This is a genomic window from Microvirga rosea, from assembly GCF_020595095.1.
Taxonomy (GTDB): domain Bacteria; phylum Pseudomonadota; class Alphaproteobacteria; order Rhizobiales; family Beijerinckiaceae; genus Microvirga; species Microvirga rosea.
On the sequence record NZ_JAJDOP010000001.1, the window covers coordinates 847,778 to 866,073 of the forward strand.

General features: G+C 64.0%; 16 protein-coding genes, 1 tRNA gene and 1 pseudogene. 16 read left to right on the forward strand and 2 right to left on the reverse strand.

The genetic code is table 11. From position 1 onward, the window contains the following. The 3 genes and pseudogenes from LJD17_RS03990 to LJD17_RS04000 form a co-directional block, all read left to right on the forward strand. On the forward strand, positions 1–771 hold the full coding sequence (locus LJD17_RS03990; RefSeq protein WP_227382832.1) for a sulfite exporter TauE/SafE family protein: 771 nt from the start codon (positions 1–3) through the stop codon (positions 769–771). Beyond that, positions 768–2,255, forward strand: a complete 1,488-nt coding sequence (locus tag LJD17_RS03995) for an NAD-dependent succinate-semialdehyde dehydrogenase (RefSeq protein ID WP_227382833.1) — start codon at positions 768–770, stop codon at positions 2,253–2,255. The genes LJD17_RS03990 and LJD17_RS03995 overlap by 4 nt, the downstream gene beginning before the upstream one ends. A 1,444-nt stretch (positions 2,256–3,699) precedes the next feature. Continuing rightward, a pseudogene (locus LJD17_RS04000) lies at positions 3,700–5,217 on the forward strand (DNA translocase FtsK); the annotation flags it as partial. Positions 5,218–5,408: 191 nt separating this feature from the next. On the opposite strand, the gene LJD17_RS04005 reads toward LJD17_RS04000, so the two are convergent. Next, positions 5,409–5,498, reverse strand: a tRNA-Ser gene (locus tag LJD17_RS04005). 265 nt (positions 5,499–5,763) lie between these two features. On the opposite strand from LJD17_RS04005, the gene rplU reads away from it, so the two are divergent. The 5 genes from rplU (at position 5,764) to proB (ending at position 9,528) form a co-directional block, all read left to right on the forward strand. Continuing rightward, entirely contained in the window at positions 5,764–6,159 is a 396-nt protein-coding gene (gene rplU, locus LJD17_RS04010) for a 50S ribosomal protein L21 (protein WP_227382835.1), read from the forward strand. A gap of 35 nt (positions 6,160–6,194) precedes the next feature. Then, positions 6,195–6,461, forward strand: a complete 267-nt coding sequence (rpmA, locus tag LJD17_RS04015) for a 50S ribosomal protein L27 (RefSeq protein WP_227382836.1) — start codon at positions 6,195–6,197, stop codon at positions 6,459–6,461. Positions 6,462–6,646: 185 nt separating this feature from the next. Further along, positions 6,647–7,291, forward strand: coding sequence for a GNAT family N-acetyltransferase (locus LJD17_RS04020; protein ID WP_227382837.1), 645 nt, complete (start codon positions 6,647–6,649; stop codon positions 7,289–7,291). Positions 7,292–7,378: 87 nt separating this feature from the next. After that, positions 7,379–8,413 carry a GTPase ObgE gene (gene obgE / locus LJD17_RS04025; protein WP_227382838.1) on the forward strand — a complete coding sequence of 345 codons (1,035 nt, stop codon included), beginning with the start codon at positions 7,379–7,381 and terminating at the stop codon, positions 8,411–8,413. Then, on the forward strand, positions 8,410–9,528 hold the full coding sequence (gene proB, locus LJD17_RS04030) for a glutamate 5-kinase (RefSeq protein WP_227382839.1): 1,119 nt from the start codon (positions 8,410–8,412) through the stop codon (positions 9,526–9,528). Before obgE ends, proB begins: the two co-directional genes overlap by 4 nt. Here the strand turns inward: proB and LJD17_RS04035 are convergent, their stop codons facing one another. Next, positions 9,529–10,335 (reverse strand): DUF72 domain-containing protein, encoded by an 807-nt coding sequence (locus LJD17_RS04035; RefSeq protein WP_227382840.1) that lies wholly within the window; start codon positions 10,333–10,335, stop codon positions 9,529–9,531. A 91-nt stretch (positions 10,336–10,426) separates the two neighbouring features. Here LJD17_RS04035 and LJD17_RS04040 point away from each other — a divergent pair, with 91 nt between their 5' ends. From LJD17_RS04040 to LJD17_RS04075, 8 genes are all read left to right on the forward strand, one after another. Beyond that, positions 10,427–11,671 carry a glutamate-5-semialdehyde dehydrogenase gene (locus LJD17_RS04040; protein WP_406600758.1) on the forward strand — a complete coding sequence of 415 codons (1,245 nt, stop codon included), beginning with the start codon at positions 10,427–10,429 and terminating at the stop codon, positions 11,669–11,671. Positions 11,672–11,739: 68 nt separating this feature from the next. Beyond that, positions 11,740–12,324, forward strand: a complete 585-nt coding sequence (locus LJD17_RS04045; RefSeq protein ID WP_406600759.1) for a nicotinate-nucleotide adenylyltransferase — start codon at positions 11,740–11,742, stop codon at positions 12,322–12,324. Between the two features lie 100 nt (positions 12,325–12,424). Then, entirely contained in the window at positions 12,425–12,805 is a 381-nt protein-coding gene (gene rsfS, locus LJD17_RS04050; protein WP_406600760.1) for a ribosome silencing factor, read from the forward strand. A gap of 15 nt (positions 12,806–12,820) precedes the next feature. Next, positions 12,821–13,315 (forward strand): 23S rRNA (pseudouridine(1915)-N(3))-methyltransferase RlmH, encoded by a 495-nt coding sequence (rlmH, locus tag LJD17_RS04055; RefSeq protein WP_227382844.1) that lies wholly within the window; start codon positions 12,821–12,823, stop codon positions 13,313–13,315. A gap of 2 nt (positions 13,316–13,317) precedes the next feature. Beyond that, entirely contained in the window at positions 13,318–14,667 is a 1,350-nt protein-coding gene (locus LJD17_RS04060; RefSeq protein ID WP_227382845.1) for a murein hydrolase activator EnvC family protein, read from the forward strand. After that, positions 14,667–15,980 carry a S41 family peptidase gene (locus tag LJD17_RS04065; protein WP_227382846.1) on the forward strand — a complete coding sequence of 438 codons (1,314 nt, stop codon included), beginning with the start codon at positions 14,667–14,669 and terminating at the stop codon, positions 15,978–15,980. The genes LJD17_RS04060 and LJD17_RS04065 overlap by 1 nt, the downstream gene beginning before the upstream one ends. 220 nt (positions 15,981–16,200) lie before the next feature. Continuing rightward, the gene (locus LJD17_RS04070) at positions 16,201–16,746 is read left to right on the forward strand and encodes an RNA pyrophosphohydrolase (protein ID WP_227382847.1); all 546 of its coding nucleotides are present in this window, start codon (positions 16,201–16,203) and stop codon (positions 16,744–16,746) included. A 68-nt stretch (positions 16,747–16,814) separates the two neighbouring features. Next, the gene (locus tag LJD17_RS04075; RefSeq protein WP_227382848.1) at positions 16,815–18,272 is read left to right on the forward strand and encodes an HdeD family acid-resistance protein; all 1,458 of its coding nucleotides are present in this window, start codon (positions 16,815–16,817) and stop codon (positions 18,270–18,272) included. The last annotated feature ends 24 nt before the right edge of the window (positions 18,273–18,296 follow it).

Genomic DNA, 18,296 nt, shown 5'->3' on the forward strand with positions numbered 1-18,296 from the left:
ATGTCTTTCTCGGCACTCATCGGTTTTCTGATGCTGACGGGTGCAGCAGCCTATGCCCAAACGCTGACAGGTTTCGCGTTCGGCTTGATCACCATGGGCGGGATCGGCCTGACGGGCCTGCTCTCCCTGCCGGACGCGGCCATGATCGTGAGCGTCCTGACGCTCGTCAACGCCACGCAGATGCTCATCAAGGGATGGCGCGAGGTTGCTTGGCGCGAGTTCAGGCTGGTCATGCTTTCGAGCATTCCTTTCCTGTTCGTCGGCTATGCGCTGCTGGAATGGCTCGCAGGCACGAGGGCAGACTGGCTTCGATTGATCCTTGGCGTCGTGATCATTATCTCCAGCCTTCAACTTGCCAGAAAGCCGGAGCCTTTGCCCCAGCGTTCCGGCAACGCCTCTTTCTTGTTCTTCGGCGGCATCGCCGGATTGATGGGAGGGTTGTTTTCGACGGCCGGTCCGCCCCTGGTCTATCATTTCTACCGTCAGCCGATGCCTCTGCTGAAGATCCGCGAGACTCTTGTGACGGTATTCGCCCTGAATGCCGTGTTCCGGATTGGCCTTGTGGGGCTTTCGGGAGGTTTGCCGACCGGCTCGGCCTGGTCCGGACTTCTGGCCATTCCCGTGGTCATGGGGGCCACCCATGCGGCACGCAACTGGCCGCCGCCGCTCTCACCCACTAGGATGCGGCAGATCGTTTTCGTTCTTCTGTTTCTCTCCGGCGTGTCGCTCGGCGCGCCTGCCGTCCTCCATCTGATCGGAGCTTCCCGATGACTGCTCACCATAAGCCTGCCGCCCGCCGTGTCCTGGATCTCAAGGACCCTGCGCTTCTGACAGATCGCGCCTATGTGGCGGGAGAATGGGTCGCCGCCTCGAACGGAAAATCGATTCCGGTAACCGATCCGTTCGATGGCGCTGTGATTGGCGACGTTCCGGATCTCGGACCGGACGCGGTGCGTGCGGCGATCGATAAGGCTCATGCCGTTCAGAAGGAATGGGCGGCGCGCCCTGCGAAAGAACGCGCCTCCGTGCTCAAGCGCTGGTACGAGCTCATCGTCGCCAACGCAGACGATCTCGCACTGATCCTGACCTCGGAGCAGGGCAAGCCGCTCTCCGAGGCGAAAGGCGAAATCCTGTCGAACGCAGCCTACCTGGAATGGTTTGCCGAGGAAGCCAAGCGCATCTATGGCGATGTCATTCCTGCCTCTCGACCTGATCAGCGGATCGTTGTTCTCAAGCAGCCGGTCGGTGTCTGCGCTGCGATCACGCCCTGGAACTTCCCGAATGGCATGATCACGCGCAAGGTCGGCCCAGCCCTTGCGGCCGGTTGCACGATGGTGCTGAAGCCCGCAGCCCAGACACCCTTGTCGGCTTTCGCACTGGCCGTTCTGGCGGAGCGCGCCGGCGTTCCGAAAGGAGCCTTTTCGGTCGTAACCGGCGAGGCGGAGCCCATCGGGCTGGAGTTTTGCCATAATCCGAAGATCGCAAAGATCACCTTCACGGGATCAACGAAGGTCGGGCGCTGGCTCATGAAGGAGGCGGCGGACGGGATTAAGCGCCTGTCGCTGGAGCTGGGCGGCAACGCTCCTTTCATCGTGTTCGACGATGCGGATCTCGATGCGGCCGTTGAAGGAGCCATGATTTCGAAGTTCCGCAATGCCGGCCAGACCTGCGTATGCGCCAACCGGATCTACGTGCAGGCGGGCGTCGTTGAGGCATTTACGCAGAAATTGAGCGAGAAGGTGAAGGACCTGAAGCTCGGCCGCGGCACGGAGACAGGCGTCGTCATGGGGCCGCTCATCGATGATCGGGCCGTTGCGAAAATGGAGGAACATGTCGCCGATGCCCTGAGCAACGGCGGCACCCTCGTGGCCGGGGGCAAGCGCTCGAGTCTCGGCAGCACCTTCTTCGAGCCGACAGTCATCACGGGGGTGACGCAGGCGATGAAGGTTGCAAAGGAGGAAACCTTCGCACCCCTGGCGCCGATCATCTCCTTCCGGGATGAGGCGGACGTGATCGCGATGGCCAATGATACCGAGTTCGGTCTGGCCTCCTATTTCTATGCCAAGGACATGGCTCGCGTATGGCGCGTTGCCGAAGCCCTCGAGAGCGGCATGGTCGGGGTGAATACCGGGCTGATTGCCAACGAGGCCGCACCCTTCGGGGGCGTCAAACAATCGGGCCTCGGCCGTGAGGGCTCGAAATACGGCATCGAGGGCTTCCTCGAGATGAAATACGTCTGCCTCTCCGGGATGTGACCTCAAAGATGCCTGACCTTAGGTCAGATTCGCATTGAGGCGGAACGGCTGTCACGCGATTCGTGTGGCAGCCGTCTTGTTTTTGGCCAGGATCGGGACTGTTCCCCAACGTCATCAACGGTGCTTGTCCAAAAAGGACAGGGCGGAAGAAATCCAGGCATTTCATGGGTTTTCCTGGCCATTAGGGGGCGCGGAGGCCAGGGCGGAGCGTGACGTCGTCAGAACCTAACCCTCTTTTTACCTGTCGGATCCACATTGCGCATCAAGACCCATCACGGGCTGCCAGCCCTTTGAACCCCCAGATCAGATGCGCCCAACCCACTCTGCCACACCTGCAAAATCTGCACTCCAACAGGCCCAGGACACCGAGACCCCTTCGTCTCAGGCCGGAGCGGCTCCTGCTCGTGCCGGACACAACCAGGTCCGCCCGTCTTCTGCGCGCCCGGAAGCGGCAAAGCCTTCGGATGGCCCGAAGCCTGCCTCCCAGGCCGGCGCTGCAAAGGGGGCTGTCTCGACCGCCGACCATCCCGCGTGGTGGCAGGCTTTCGTCGTGGCCGGTGCAACCTGCACCCGAACCCCGGACAAGTTTCTGCGGGACCGGACTGGCCGGTCGGAAAGCGGGGGGCGTTCTCAAGTTTCGTCCAAGACCGGAGCGCATGAGAGCCGGGCCGTGTCTGTCAAGAATGGTCTCACGCGACAAGATCCACGTGAGCCGCGTCAACTGCCTCATGAGCCGGTCGTGTCCGGAGCACGGCCTGCGGTCCGCCAACAGCTGGCGACCCTGCTGGCGACCTATCCGTCTCGCTCCGACGCCCTCCCCGGTGGAGCAGAAACCGGCGCGATCTCGTCGGTTGAGATCTCCGTCGAGGCGCAACCGCCTGTTCTCGATCAGGGCGATTCCGTTCCTGCGATGGAGGACCGCCAGGATCCTCCGGAGGACGCCGGCGATCGTCCCGTCATGCTTCAACCGGAAATACCGGCGGACGTGGAAGAGCAGGTTCTTCTTGTCGTGCCTCAGGTGAGCTTTTCCCGGTGGCACTTCAGCTATTACAATGTCGAGACGGTCTTGTTCGGCGCTTCCTCGGCGCCTCTCGACGCCGCCATGCCTGAAGCGGTCTATGAGGAGGCTTCGATACCTCTGGTAGAGGAGGTTGCCGCGAGACCTGATGTTTCCCGCGAAGAGGATCTCGATGCCGGTTACTTGTCCCTTTACATGGACGAGTTGCTCCCGGCACCGCAATATGTGGCGGCTCCGAAGGAGGAGTCCCAAGGGCATCTCGAGGTTCCGGGTCCCGTCGTAACCGAGCAACCGCCGGTCGAGGCGGAGCCGGCTCCGCTTCCCGCGCCCGTCCTGTCGGTTCTTCCGGCTGTGCGCGATCAAGCTCCGGCTGCTGCGGTTGCAACAGCGTCCGAGGTGCTGCTTCCTGCCATCGCCAAGGGCGGCTATGAGCTGCCCGATCTCGAATTCCTCGCATTGCCGCCGGAACGTCAGGAGCCGGTGATGGCGGAGGACATTCTGGAGGAAACGGCGGGACGGCTTGAAAAAATCATCCGGGATTTCGGCGTCAAGGGCGAAGTGATCCATGTGCACCCAGGCCCCGTCGTGACCCTTTACGAGCTGGAGCCCGCGCCGGGGACGAAGTCATCCCGCGTCATGGCCCTCTCCGACGATATCGCCCGCTCCATGAGCGCGACCTCGGCGCGTGTGGCTGTTATTCCGGGCCGCAACGCCATCGGCATCGAGCTGCCCAATCAGGCGCGCGAGACCGTCTTCCTGCGCGAGCTCCTGGCGAGCGAAAATTTCGCGGTCTCGCCGCACAAGCTTCCCCTGTGCCTCGGCAAGACGATCGGCGGCGAACCGGTAATCGCGGATCTGGCGCGCATGCCGCACCTCCTGGTCGCCGGCACCACCGGCTCGGGCAAGTCGGTCGCCATCAACACCATGATCCTCTCGCTGCTTTACCGGTTCAAGCCGGAAGAATGCCGGCTGATCATGGTCGATCCGAAGATGCTCGAACTGTCCGTCTATGACGGCATTCCTCACCTGCTGACGCCGGTGGTGACAGATCCCAAGAAGGCGATCATCGCTTTGCGGTGGGCGGTTCGGGAGATGGAGGACCGGTACAAGAAGATGTCGAAGCTGGGGGTGCGCAACATCGACGGCTTCAATGCCCGCGTGTCGGAAGCCAAGGCCAAGGGTGAGGTGATCACCCGCACGGTCCAGACCGGCTTTGACCGCGAAACCGGCCAGGCGGTGTACGAGGACGAGGTGATGGACCTCGAGCCGCTGCCGTACATCGTGGTGATCGTCGACGAGATGGCCGACCTGATGATGGTGGCCGGCAAGGAGATCGAGGGGGCGATCCAGCGCCTGGCGCAGATGGCGCGGGCGGCGGGCATTCACGTGATCCTGGCGACCCAGCGTCCGTCGGTGGATGTGATCACCGGCACGATCAAGGCGAACTTCCCGACGCGGATTTCGTTTCAGGTGACGTCGAAGATCGACAGCCGGACGATTTTGGGCGAGATGGGGGCGGAGCAGCTTCTGGGTCAGGGCGACATGCTGTACATGGCCGGCGGTGGTCGGATCACCCGCGTGCACGGACCGTTCTGCTCCGACGAGGAGGTCGAGAAGGTCGTCGCCCACCTCAAGCGCCAGGGGCAGCCAGTCTATCTCGAAGCCGTCACGGCCGATGACGAACCGGAATCCGAGGCCGAAGACAGTTTCCTTCCCGAGGAGGAGGAGCTCAGTCTTGGTTCGGGGGACCTCTATGACCAAGCCGTGTCCATTGTGCTGAGGCACAAGAAGGCGTCGACCTCGTATATCCAGCGGCGTCTGCAGATCGGCTACAACCGGGCGGCCTCGCTGATGGAGCGGATGGAGAAGGAAGGCATCGTCGGCCCCGCCAACCATGCCGGTAAACGCGAAATCCTCATGGAAAGCCCAGATTTCCATGAGTGACGTTCCGGTCTCCATCCGGTGAAATGACTGATTCGAAAAAGCCCCGCCATTCGGCGGGGCTTTTTCCATAGACAGGAAGGCGCGGCGCACAAGCCGCTTCAGCGCGGTTCGGATCCGGAAACTCAGGATGCGCACGCCGAGGCTGCGCTCGCAGCTTCAGACGAAATCAGGATAGGGAATTCAGGAAAATTTGGCGGAGAGGGGGAGATTCGAACTCCCGATACGGTTGCCCGTATGCCGCATTTCGAGTGCGGTGCATTCAACCACTCTGCCACCTCTCCGGGTCGCGAAGGCCGTGGGGGCCTGCGGGTTGAGGCCGGGTGGATATCATGCGTTTTTTGACTTCACAAGCACTTAAATCAACGGATTTGATTGACAATGCCAGGATCGTCCCGTAGGGAGGGTGCACTGGAGCGTGGGGACGTATGCCCGCGCTTTTTCGTTGCGGAAGGCTTGATGCTTTCCGTGGTTTGAAGCCGGAACTGCCAAAAAGCCGACCCTGCGGGTTTCCCGCGGAGAGTTGGGTTTGAACACAAGGATCGAAAGATGTTCGCAGTGATCAAGACCGGCGGTAAGCAATATCGCGTTGCCGCCAATGACGTCATCACCGTCGCCAAGCTCGCAGGAGAGCCGGGCGCCGCCGTTACGTTCGACCAGGTTCTGATGGTCACGAACGACAACGGCACCCAGGTTGGCGCGCCCCTGATCGAGGGCGCCACCGTGGCGGGTGAGGTTGTCGAGCACACCCGCGGCGAGAAGGTCATTGCCTTCAAGAAGCGCCGCCGCCAGAATTCGCGCCGCAAGCGCGGGCATCGCCAGGACTACACCGTGATCCGGATCACCGAGATCATGGGTCAGGGAGCGGCGCCCAAGAAGGCTGCGGCAAAGAAGAAGACCACGAAGGCTGCGGCGGAAGACGCTGCGCCGGCCACCGCTGAATAAGCTTCGGCCAACTGACAGAGATACGGGAGTAACCCATGGCTCACAAAAAAGCAGGCGGCTCGTCACGTAACGGTCGCGACTCCGCAGGCCGTCGTCTGGGCGTCAAGAAGTTCGGCGATCAACAGGTCGTGTCGGGCAACATTATTATTCGTCAGCGCGGCACGAAGTGGCACGCGGGCGTCAATGTCGGCATGGGCAAAGACCATACGCTCTTTGCTACGGCCAATGGCCGCGTCCGATTCCTTACGAAACAAGGCCGAGCTTTCGTATCGGTCGTACCGGCCCAAGAGGCCGCAGAGTAAACGGCGAGAGCAAAACGAAGGAGCTCCCGCCGGCATCACACCGACCCGGCGGATCCAGGCAGCTCCTGAAAAGGCCCCAAAAAGGCCAAGCTCCAGATCCGAGATGACAGGGGAGGTGGGATGTCCACCTCCCCTTCGTCATTTCAGGGCTTCTCGAAAGGGCCCAACCGGATCGGAGCAGGACTATGTTTCCCGACCTCACCCGTGACGATGTTTTCCGCCTGGAAACCCGCCGCCTTTGGCTGCGTTGGCCCCGCCTTGCGGACGCCCAAGCCATCGTACGCCTTGCCGGTGAGAAACCTGTCGCGGAGATGACGGCCCGAATTCCGCATCCTTATGCGCCGGACATGGCCGAGCGATTTATCTTTCAAGCGCGGCAGGCCAATGCGGATGGGCGGAGCCTGCAGCTCGCCATCACGCCCAAGGGCAGGCCGAACAACCTGATCGGTCTTGTCGGCATCGGTCCCTGTCCCGAGGATACGCGGCCAAGCCTGGGCTATTGGCTCGGCATGCCGTTCTGGGGACAGGGCTACGCCACCGAGGCGGCGCGGGCTTTGATCGATGCCTTCTTCGCCTATGGGGAAGAAAGCGAGCTGAGGGCAACCGCCCGGGTCATCAACCCGGCTTCACGCCGGGTGTTGGAGAAGTGCGGTTTTGCCTATCAGGGCTCCGGCCTTGTGGAGCTGCAGGCCCGGGGCGGCTTCTTCCCAGCCGATCAGTTCCGGCTTGACCGGCGGGCCTGGGAAAGCCTCAAGACCTGGGGCCATACAGGGCTTGTTCGGGAACCAGCCGGCGTCGAAGCGGAGCCCGAGCTGTCTCTTGCATGCTGAATGGCGCAAGCGCTCCCGAAGAACGGGAGCGCTTGACGCATCCTCTGCGTTGCTCCCGCGCACCTTGTCCCGTAAAGGAAGCGGGTTATGAAATTTCTCGACCAAGCCAAAATCTATATCCGCTCAGGCGACGGCGGCGCCGGATGCGTGTCGTTCCGCCGTGAAAAATTCATCGAGTTCGGCGGCCCCGACGGGGGCGACGGCGGACGCGGCGGCGATGTGTGGGCCGAATGCGTCGAGGGGCTCAACACCCTGATCGACTATCGCTACCAGCAGCATTTCAAGGCCAAGAAGGGCGATCACGGCATGGGCAAGAACCGTGCCGGCGGCAAGGGTCCCGACGTCGTCCTCAAGGTTCCGGCCGGAACCGAGATTCTGGACGAGGATGGTGAAACCGTCATCGCCGACATGACCGAGGTCGGCCAGAAGGTCCTTTTGGCCAGAGGCGGCAATGGCGGCTTCGGCAATGCCTATTTCACCACCTCCACGAACCGCGCCCCGCGACGGGCCAATCCCGGTCAGGAGGGGGAGGAGCGCTGGATCATCCTTCGCCTCAAGCTGATCGCGGATGCGGGTCTCGTGGGGCTGCCCAATGCGGGTAAATCGACATTCCTGGCCACCGTGACGGCGGCAAAGCCCAAGATCGCCGACTATCCGTTCACGACGCTCCACCCGGGTCTCGGCGTGGTGCGGGCCTATAACCGCGAGTTCGTGCTGGCGGATATTCCGGGGCTCATCGAGGGGGCGTCGGAGGGGGTCGGCCTAGGGGACAGGTTCTTGAGCCACGTGGAACGCTGCCGCGTGCTCCTGCATCTCGTCGACGGGACCAGCGAGCACGCCGGCAAGGCCTACAAGGTCATCCGTCACGAGATCGAAGCCTATGGGCACGGTCTGGCGGACAAGCCCGAAATCGTGGCGCTGTCGAAAGCGGATGCCCTGGACGAGGACACGTTGAAGGAGCAGCTCGCGCGCCTGAAGCGGGCCGCCAAGCGGACGCCTTTTGTGGTTTCGGCGGCGTCGGGACGCGGCGTGCAGGAAGTTCTCCAGGCCCTGCTGCGTGTGATCGACGAGGCGAAGACGGAAGAAAAAGTCGCCGAAACCCAGGAGGAGTGGCATCCGTGAAGCCTGATCTGCGTCAGTTCCGGCGTGTCGTCCTGAAGGTCGGCTCCGCTCTTCTGGTCGATCGGGCCCGAGGCCGCCTCAACCATGCGTGGCTTGCCGCTCTCGCGGAGGATATCGCCGACCTGCATGCCCGAGGCGCGGACGTGCTGGTGGTGTCCTCCGGCGCCATCGCCATGGGGCGGACGGTCCTCGGCCTTGCGCCCGGGCCCTTGAAGCTGGAGGAAAGCCAGGCCGCGGCGGCGGTCGGGCAGATCGCCCTGGCACGGACCTGGGCGGAGGTTCTCGCCCATCACGGGATCACCGCCGGGCAGATCCTGGTGACGCTGGCCGACACGGAACAGCGCCGCCGCTACCTGAATGCCCGCGCCACCACCCTGAAGCTCCTCGAAATGCGCGCCGTACCGGTGGTCAACGAGAATGACACGGTCGCGACGAGCGAGATCCGCTATGGCGACAACGATCGTCTGGCCGCCCGGGTCGCCACCATGATCGGCGCCGATCTGCTGGTGCTCTTCTCCGATGTCGACGGGCTTTACACCGCTCCGCCCGCGAGCGATCCCGGCGCGCAGCATATTCCGGTCGTCGAGCGCATTACGCCGGCCATCGAGGCCATGGCCGGAGGCGCGGCGTCCGAGCTGTCCCGGGGAGGGATGCGCACCAAGATCGAGGCGGGCAAGATCGCAGCCGCCGGCGGGACCCACATGGTCATCGCCGACGGACGCACGAAAAATCCCCTGAAACACGTGGCCGATGGGGGCCGCTGCACGTGGTTTCTGACCCCGTCCAATCCGGTCACGGCGCGAAAGACCTGGATTGCCGGAGCCCTCGAGCCCAGAGGGATCCTCTATGTGGACGAGGGCGCCACCCGGGCGCTCCAGGGCGGCGCGAGCCTTCTGCCGGTGGGCGTGCGACGCATCGAGGGCGTTTTCGCCCGTGGCGATGCGGTCACCATTCGCGACGAACATCGCATTCTCGGCCGCGGCCTCGTGGCCTACGATGTGGACGATGCCTCGCGGATCATCGGACGCCCCAGCCGAGAGATCGAGGCGATTCTCGGTTATCCGGGCCGGACGGAAATGATCCACCGGGACGACATGGCGCTGAACGGCGAGTGATCACGCGCCCGTCAGGGTGAGAAGCTGACGGGCGTCGCCGGGGGCCGCGCCTTTGATGTCGTTGTCGAAATAGACAAACACATCCCGCTTTTCATTCCGCCAGCGGCGGAGCATCCCGGCCCATTCCTTGAGCGTCCCGGCTTCGTAGCTTCCCGCATAAAACCCGGTCGGACCATGTCCGCGGACATAGACGAAATCGGCCGTGGCGACCCATGGCGCCGGGGCCGCCCGGTGATCCGAGAGGCACAAGGCGGCGTTGTGGCTGCGAAGGAGATCTAAGGAGCGCTCGTCATACCAGCTCGGGTGGCGGAACTCGACCGCGCAGCGCAACCGGTCGGGGACGCGCGCCAGACAACGGTTCAGCCGCTCCAGATTGGCGGCATCGGCCTTGAAGGAGGGCGGAAGCTGGAAAAGCGCCGGCCCCTGGGTTGCGCCAAGAAGGTCCATGCGGCCGAAAACCAGGTCGATGCTCTCCTCGACGTCTTTCAGCCGCTTGAGATGGGTGATGTAGCGCGAAACCTTCCAGGCGAAGAGGAAACCTTCCGGAACGGCCTTCGCCCATGCTGAAACCGCCTGCTCGGTGGGAAGACGGTAAAAGGAATTATTGATTTCGGCCGTATTGAAATATTCAACGTAAAAGGACAGGAAGTCCTTGGGCTTCAGGTCTGACGGATAGAAGGGGCCGTTCCAAGAGCGGTAATGCCATCCGGATGTGCCGATGCGCAGGTCCGCCGCGCCGAAATCCTGGCGCGGAGGCGGCGTAAGGGAGCTGATTTCAAGAGCGGCTGGTCCGCGAGGCTTGGACATGAACGAGACTGCGACCCTCAGCGGGACGAACCCCGCCAACCGTCTTAACGCCGCAGATGCGGCATCGGTTGAGGGCGGACATGTTCCGGCGATGCTGAACGATCTCGGGCGGCGGGCCCGCAAGGCCGCCCGAAGCCTGGCAACGGCCACCGCGGCCGACAAGGAAAAAGCCCTGCGGGCGATGGCGGCGCGCATTCGTGGAGCCGCCGATGCCATCCTTCGCGCGAATCGCGAGGATCTGGACGAGGCGCGCGAAAAGGGCCAGACGGCCGCTTTTCTCGATCGGCTGACCCTCGATACGAAGCGCCTGGAGGAGATCGCGGCGGCGGTGGAGAGCATCGCGGCTCTGCCCGATCCCGTGGGCCGGGTCCTGGCCACCTTCGAACGGCCCAATGGCCTGCTCATCGAGCGCGTCGCAACCCCTCTGGGTGTCGTCGGCGTGATCTTCGAAAGCCGTCCCAATGTGACCGCCGATGCCGGGGCCCTTTGCCTGAAGGCGGGGAACGCCGCGATTCTGCGCGCCGGCTCGGACAGCTTCCGGACGTCCCTCGCCCTCGTCGAGGCCATGGGCGCGGGCTTGGCCGATGCGGGATTGCCGGCGGATGCGATCCGCCTCGTGCCGACCCGCGACAGGTCCGCCGTCGGCGCCATGCTGGCCGGGCTCGACGGCAATATCGACGTGATCGTCCCTCGCGGCGGCAAGAGCCTCGTCGCCCGCGTCCAGGAGGAGGCCCGGGTCCCCGTCTTCGCCCATCTGGAAGGGATCTGCCACGTGTTCGTCCATGCCAAGGCGGATCCGGCGATGGCGGAAAGGATCGTCCTCAATGCCAAGATGCGCAGAACCGGGATCTGCGGCTCCGCCGAGACGCTGCTCGTCGACCGGGCCTGTGCCGGAACCCATCTGAAGCCTCTGGTGGCGATGCTCCTCGACGCCGGCTGCGCGGTTCGCGGCGATGCGGCGGCCCAGGCGGTCGATCCCCGCGTGACGGCCGCCACGGAGGAGGATTGGCGCACCGAATATCTCGATGCGATCATCGCGGTCCGGGTCGTGGACGGTCTGGCGGACGCCATCGACCATATCGAGACCTACGGCTCCCATCACACGGATTCCATCGTGACGGAGGATGCGGCGGCGGCCGAGCGCTTCCTGCGGGAAGTGGATTCCGCCATCGTCCTCCACAACGCCTCGACGCAATTCGCCGATGGCGGCGAATTCGGGTTCGGGGCGGAGATCGGCATCGCGACCGGGCGCATGCATGCCCGCGGCCCCGTGGGGGTCGAGCAGCTGACCTCCTTCAAGTACCGCATCCGCGGCTCCGGCCAGACACGTCCGTGACATCGCCGCCTTCGAGGTTCCGCTTGAGGCCGTCGGGTCTTGCCCGCCTGCCGTATGCCGCCCCGGGCATGCGGATCGGGCTTTATGGCGGATCCTTCAATCCGGCCCATGCGGGGCATCGGCTGGTGAGCACCCTGGCTCTCAAGCGGCTTGGCCTCGACCGGATCTGGTGGATCGTCACGCCCGGCAACCCCCTGAAGGACCCGGGGGAGCTCGCTTCCACGGCCCAGCGTGCGCAGGAGGCCAGAGCCGTCGCGGCCCATCCCCGGATCGACGTCACGGTTTTCGAGGAAGCCATCAGGGCCCGCTACACCATCGACACCCTGGCCTATCTCAAGCGGCGCTATCCGGGCGTCCGCTTCGTCTGGATCATGGGAGCCGACAACCTGGCGGATTTCCATCGCTGGCGCGGCTGGAGGCGAATTGCCGCAATGATGCCGATGGCCATCATCGATCGCCCCCGGTGGACCTTGAGAGCCATGAGCTCCCGGGCGGCGCTTTCCCTGTCCCACGCCCGGGTGCCGGAGAGGGAAGCGCGAGCCCTCGCCGATCGCCCGCCTCCGGCCTGGATCTTCCTCCACGGGCCGCGCTCCCCCCTTTCCTCCACCGAACTTCGCCGTTTGCGACGAACTTCTCTCGTCACGAGACGTTGAAAAAGGGTGCCGTTCGACATTATCTTAGGGTCACGGCGCGTTGTGTGGCGCTGGTTGAAAGGGTCTGAACCTGAACCGACTATCTTCGTTTGAAGCGGACCTGAATCCGCTTCCCCCTCTCTCCGGAGCGGAGGCTCCGCACGATGAGGATATCCGGGCCGTCGCATTGGCCAGCCTCGAGGATATGAAAGCCGAGAACACGGTCGAAATCGACCTTGCCGGCAAAACCTCGCTTGCAGACACCATGATCATCACGTCGGGCCGTTCCCACCGTCACGTGGGCGCGATCGCCGATCGTCTGGTCAAGGATCTGAAGGACAAAGGCTTCGGCAACGCACGCATCGAGGGCCTTCCGGCCTGCGACTGGGTGTTGATCGATGCCGGCGACATCCTGGTTCACATTTTCCGTCCCGAGGTTCGTGGGTTCTACAACCTCGAGAAGATGTGGGGCGCCGACCGTCCGCAAGACCGCGCGAGCTGACGGGAATCATCAGCGTTGCGACTTAGCGTTCTGGCCGTGGGCCGTCTTAAGAGCGGCCCCGAGCGGGAACTGGTCGAGCGCTATCGCCAGCGCGTCGAGGCGATGAGCCGCAGCCTCGGCATGACCGGGCTCGATATGGTCGAGCTTCCGGAAAGCCGGGCTCGCCGTGATGACGATCGCCGCTCGGAAGAGGCGGCGGCGCTGTTGGAGAAGGCCGGGTCCGCCTTCGTGATCGCTTTCGACGAGCGCGGCAAGAGCCCGTCGAGCGAAGCCTTCGCCGAGCGTATCCGGCAATGGCGGGACGACGGCTGTCCCGGAATCGCTTGCATTATCGGGGGGCCGGACGGGCTCGATCCCCAGGTTCTTCGCCGAGCGAAGGCCGTCATATCCTTCGGTGCGCTCACGATGCCGCATCAAATCGTTCGGGCTCTTGTGGCCGAACAGCTTTATAGGGCGCTGACAATCATCTCCGGTCACCCTTATCATCGGGCCGGTCACGACGATTCCTGAGGGTGTTCCCTATTCCGCTTTTCCTGTCCCGCAAGGCGCCCGGCCTTGCCGCATCTTTGGCCTTTCTGATCCTGGGGACGGCACAGGCCCAACAGGCGCCTGCGCCTGCGGCACCAACCGTGCCGCCGGAGACGCTTGAGCAGAAGAGCCAGCGGGAGAAGGACCTCAAGGTTCTGGAAGAGGCGATGTCGGCAAGCGCCGAGGCCCGCAGGAAGCTGGAGGCCGAAGTCGCGGAGATCGGGGCCGACCGGGCAAAGCTCAACGGCGCCCTCATCGAGACTGCCAATCGCATCAAGGCGACGGAAGACCGTATCCGCGGTCTCGAACAGCGCCTGCAGGACCTGACCGCCAGCGAAGCCGCGATCCGACGGTCCTTGGAGGGGCGGCGCGGCGTCATCATCGAGGTTTTCGCGGCCCTTCAGCGGATGGGCCGCCGCCCGCCGCCGGCGGTTCTGGTGCGGCCCGAGGATATGCTCGAGGCCGTGCGTGCGTCCATCCTGCTCGGGGCCGTTCTCCCGGAGCTCCGCTCCGAGGCCGAGGCCCTGGCGGGAGACCTTTCTGAGCTGATCCGCCTCAAGACCGCGATCACCACCGACCGTTCGACGCTCGCGGCGGAGCTGAAGGCTCTCAACGGGGAACAGGAGCGACTCACCGCTCTCGTCGACGCGCGCCAGAAGCGGATCGCCGAAGCCGAGCGGAATATGGGCGCGGAAAAGGAAAAAGCCGCCAAGCTTGCCCAGCAGGCCGGCACTCTCAAAGAGTTGATCGACCGGATGGAGAAGGAAATCGCGGGGGCCCAGCGGGCCGTCGACGAGGCGCGCAAGGCGGCTGAAGCGCAGGAAAAGGAGGCCCGGGCCCGCTTCGCCCAGGCGGCCTTCCAGGACCCGGCGCGCCTGGCCCCGAAAATCCCGTTTTCCGAGGCAAAAGGCCTGCTTCCAAGGCCTGTGAGCGGCGAGACCATCCAGGATTTCGGAGCCTCTGACGGCTATGGCGGAACGACGCGCGGCATTTCGATCACGACCCGTCCGAAAGCATCCATCGTATCACCCGCCGACGGCTGGGTTGCCTTTGCCGGGCCATTCCGGTCTTATGGGCGACTCTTGATCATCAATGCTGGCGGGGGGTATTATTTGCTCCTGGCCGGAATGGACCAGATCAATGTCGACGTCGGGCAGTTCGTGCTCGCTGGAGAACCGGTTGCCACGATGGGAGACACATCTCTCCTGTCTTTGGCGGGCGGTGCCATAGAAAAGAACAATCCGATTCTCTATGTAGAGTTTAGGAAAGACGGCGGTTCGATCGATCCAGGTCCATGGTGGGCGAAATCGCAAAGCGAAAAGGTTCGCGGATAATGCGCAAGGTGTCCCTTTTAATTCTTGGCGCGGTCATTGGCGCCGGCGGCATGTCAGTTGTGTCGCAGACCAGTCTGCTGTCCTCAACGAGCGCGATTGCCGCCTCCGCGGACACCTACCGGCAGCTGAGTCTCTTCGGTGACGTTTTTGAGAAGATTCGGACCGACTACGTCGAGAAACCCGATGAGTCGAAGCTGGTCGAGTCTGCCATCAACGGCATGTTGACCTCGCTCGATCCGCACTCAAGCTACATGGACGCCAAGAGCTTCCGTGACATGCAGGTGCAGACCCGCGGCGAGTTCGGCGGTCTCGGCATCGAGGTGACGATGGAAGACGGCCTCGTGAAGGTGGTGACCCCCATCGACGATACGCCTGCCTCCCGGGCCGGCATCCTGGCCAACGACGTCATCACCCAGATCAACGGCGAGCAGGTCCAGGGCCTCAACCTGAACCAGGCCGTGGACAAGATGCGCGGGCCGATCAATTCCTCCGTGACCCTCAAGATCCAGCGCAAGGAAGCCAAGGATCCGATCGAGGTGAAGCTCACCCGCGAGACGATCAAGGTTCGCCCGGTGCGTGCCCGTGTGGAAGGCGACATCGGCGTTCTGCGCATCACGCAGTTCAACGAGCAGACCTACGAGGGCCTGCGCAGCGGCATCGAAAAGCTCACGAGCGATATCGGCGCCGACAAGCTCACGGGCTTCGTGATCGACCTGCGCAACAACCCGGGCGGCCTCCTCGACCAGGCGATCATGGTCTCCGATGCCTTCCTCGATCGCGGCGAGATCGTCTCGACCCGCAGCCGCAACCCGGAAGACACCCAGCGCTTCACCGCCAAGGGTGGCGACCTGACGAAGGGCAAGCCGCTCGTGGTTCTGGTGAATGGCGGCTCGGCCTCCGCTTCGGAGATCGTCGCCGGCGCCCTTCAGGATCACAAACGCGCGACCGTGATCGGAACCCGCTCCTTCGGCAAGGGCTCCGTGCAGACTATCATCCCGCTCGGCGGGAACGGCGCGGTCCGCCTGACGACCGCCCGCTATTACACGCCGTCCGGCCGTTCGATCCAGGCCAAGGGCATCGATCCGGATCAAGAGGTCACACAGGACATCCCGGACGAGCTCAAGGGCAAGGACGAGACCAAGGGTGAGGCCGGTCTGCGCGGCCACCTCATGAATGGTGGAGACAAGGAAGAGCGTGGCGGATCCTCCGCCTATGTCCCGCCGGATCCGGCAAAGGACAAGCAGCTCACCGCTGCTTACGATTTCCTCCACGGCGTTCGCAAAGGTGCGTCCAACACCGCCGTGCCGAACTAAGTCGCGGCATCAGCGCAAAGTCTCTCAGGCCCGGCGGCTTTCACCGCCGGGCCTTTCGTCTTTTGGGCAAGACGAGCGTGCGCGGAAAAGCTTGTGCCGGGCGAAGCGTCACGGCACTCTGGTGTGATGTGCTTCGGAACCAACGCACGCACCGGGCGATCATAAAGAGATGCCTGCGTGCACGGGGCACCAACATGTGACAATGGGAGGTCATGGTCTGATGAGAGGCGCCAAAGGACTACAGGCCAGAACCGATCTTCCCTACCGTGCCTGTGTCGGCGTCATGCTCCTCAATCGGGACGGTCAGGTTTTCATCGGTCGGAGGCGCTCCGAGGGCGGCGGAGAACACGTCTCCGACGGCTATGCGTGGCAGATGCCGCAAGGCGGCATCGATCCCGGCGAGGAGCCGTATCAGGCGGCGTTACGGGAGCTCTACGAAGAAACGAGCGTTCGTTCCGTGAAGCTCCTGGCCGAAGCGCCAGAATGGTACTCCTACGATCTCCCGTCCATGGTGGCCGGTCGCGCCTGGCGTGGGCGCTATCGCGGCCAGACGCAGAAATGGTTCGCTTTCCGGTTCGAGGGTGACGAGAGCGAAATCAACATTCTGCGTCCGGGCGGAGGACATCATCGGCCCGAATTCGATGAATGGCGATGGGAGGATATGCGCCGCCTTCCCGAGCTGATCATTCCGTTCAAGCGCCAGGTTTACGAGAACGTCGTCAGCGTCTTCGGCCATCTGCAGCCCGGAACCGCGACACAGCCCTGAGGCGAGACTCTTCCCGGCCGGTGCGAAGGCGCAGCGACCTTGCCGCGCTTCCGGCCCCGGTGATATCGGTGCGGTCCTTCCAAGGCCTCGCTGCGAAGAGCGTCCATGTCCTCACCAAGCCGTCTTCTGGTCATCCTGATGTGTCGGCCGCTCCGGCCCCATCCGTCGGCGGCATGCTGCTTCGGAAACGCGGGCGCATGATTCGGCTCGCCGTTTTTCTCATGGGGCTCGAGACCATGCGCCGTCAGTGGCCATCCTTGGCCGTGCTGGGCGTTCTGTGGTTCGCCCTTGGCCTCGTGATCATGCTCGATGCCGCGGACGGCATGACGGTCGTCATCACGGAAACCTTCGGCTACCTGCTCGTTGCGGAAGGGCTGGTGGCCGTGATCTTTTCCCTTGGGCTCGGCCGCCGCGGAAGGTTCTTCCTCGCCCGCGCGCTGGTGATGATGGTGCTGGGGCTGCTCGTCGTCGATCTTCCGTGGCGCAACGATCTCGCCAACAGCGTGCTGTTCGGAATCGCGTTTCTGCTGGACGGTGCCATCCGGCTCGCGGCCGCGTTCCTGGTGCGTTATTCGCGCTGGCGGGTCGTGGCGGCGCTGGCGCTGGTGGAAATCGGCCTCGCCGGCCTGGCCTTTTCCAGCTGGCCGATCCCGTACACGAAAACGGTTCCGTTCTGCATCGGCGTCGCGCTTTTTCTGTCCGGCTTCACGTTCCTGCGCCTTGCCCTCGGCTTGAGGCGGCTGCCGCCGGCAGCAGGCGCCTGGCCCCTTTTCGCCAAGAGCCGCTGGCTGCCTCCGCCCGCCGATCCCGCTCTCTTCGTTACGCCGGATGTGCCCGAACTGCTGATGATCCGTGTCTGGACGCCGGCCGGAGCGGCCCGGGAGGCCCGCTCGGCGCCGGTGGTCGACCGCTATATCGCGGCTGTCGATCGCAACGGTGTCGTATCGACCGGACACGCGGCCCTCGAATGCGGATCGGATATCTATGTCAGTCATTATCCGGGCACGGAGCTGGACCTGAGCTTGAGCGCGTTCACCCGCGCGCTGCGAGCCGACGCCGCCAACAACATGTCGGGCCGTTTCCAGCCGTCCTATCCCCACGAATCGGCGCGTTGGCGCGAAGCCGATGCCCTGGTGAAGTTTCACCGCTTCGATGCGGCGAAGCTCCGCGCCCATTGGTCCGCCTATCGGGAGGACGACACCTACAACCTCACGGACCGGAACTGTTCCGTCGCGGTTGCCCTGGCGCTGGAGGCGGCTTTGGAAGGGGTTCTGGCCACCGATAAAGTGTGGCGGCGCTTCATGCGCCTCCTGGTCAATCCGGATCTCTGGTTGGCGGCCGCGCTGCGGGAGCGCGCGGAAGCCATGACGTGGACGCCCGGCCTCGTCCTGGACTACGCCCATGCCTTGCGCCGTGTCGTGCATCCTGCGGCGCAGCGCTGGCCGGCTAGGATTCATAACGCCCTTCGCGAGCACCGCCGCGTGCGGGCCGAGCGACAGAACGCCGACGGAACGGCGCCCGTGTAAAGCAGGCTGATGTGCGGGGATATT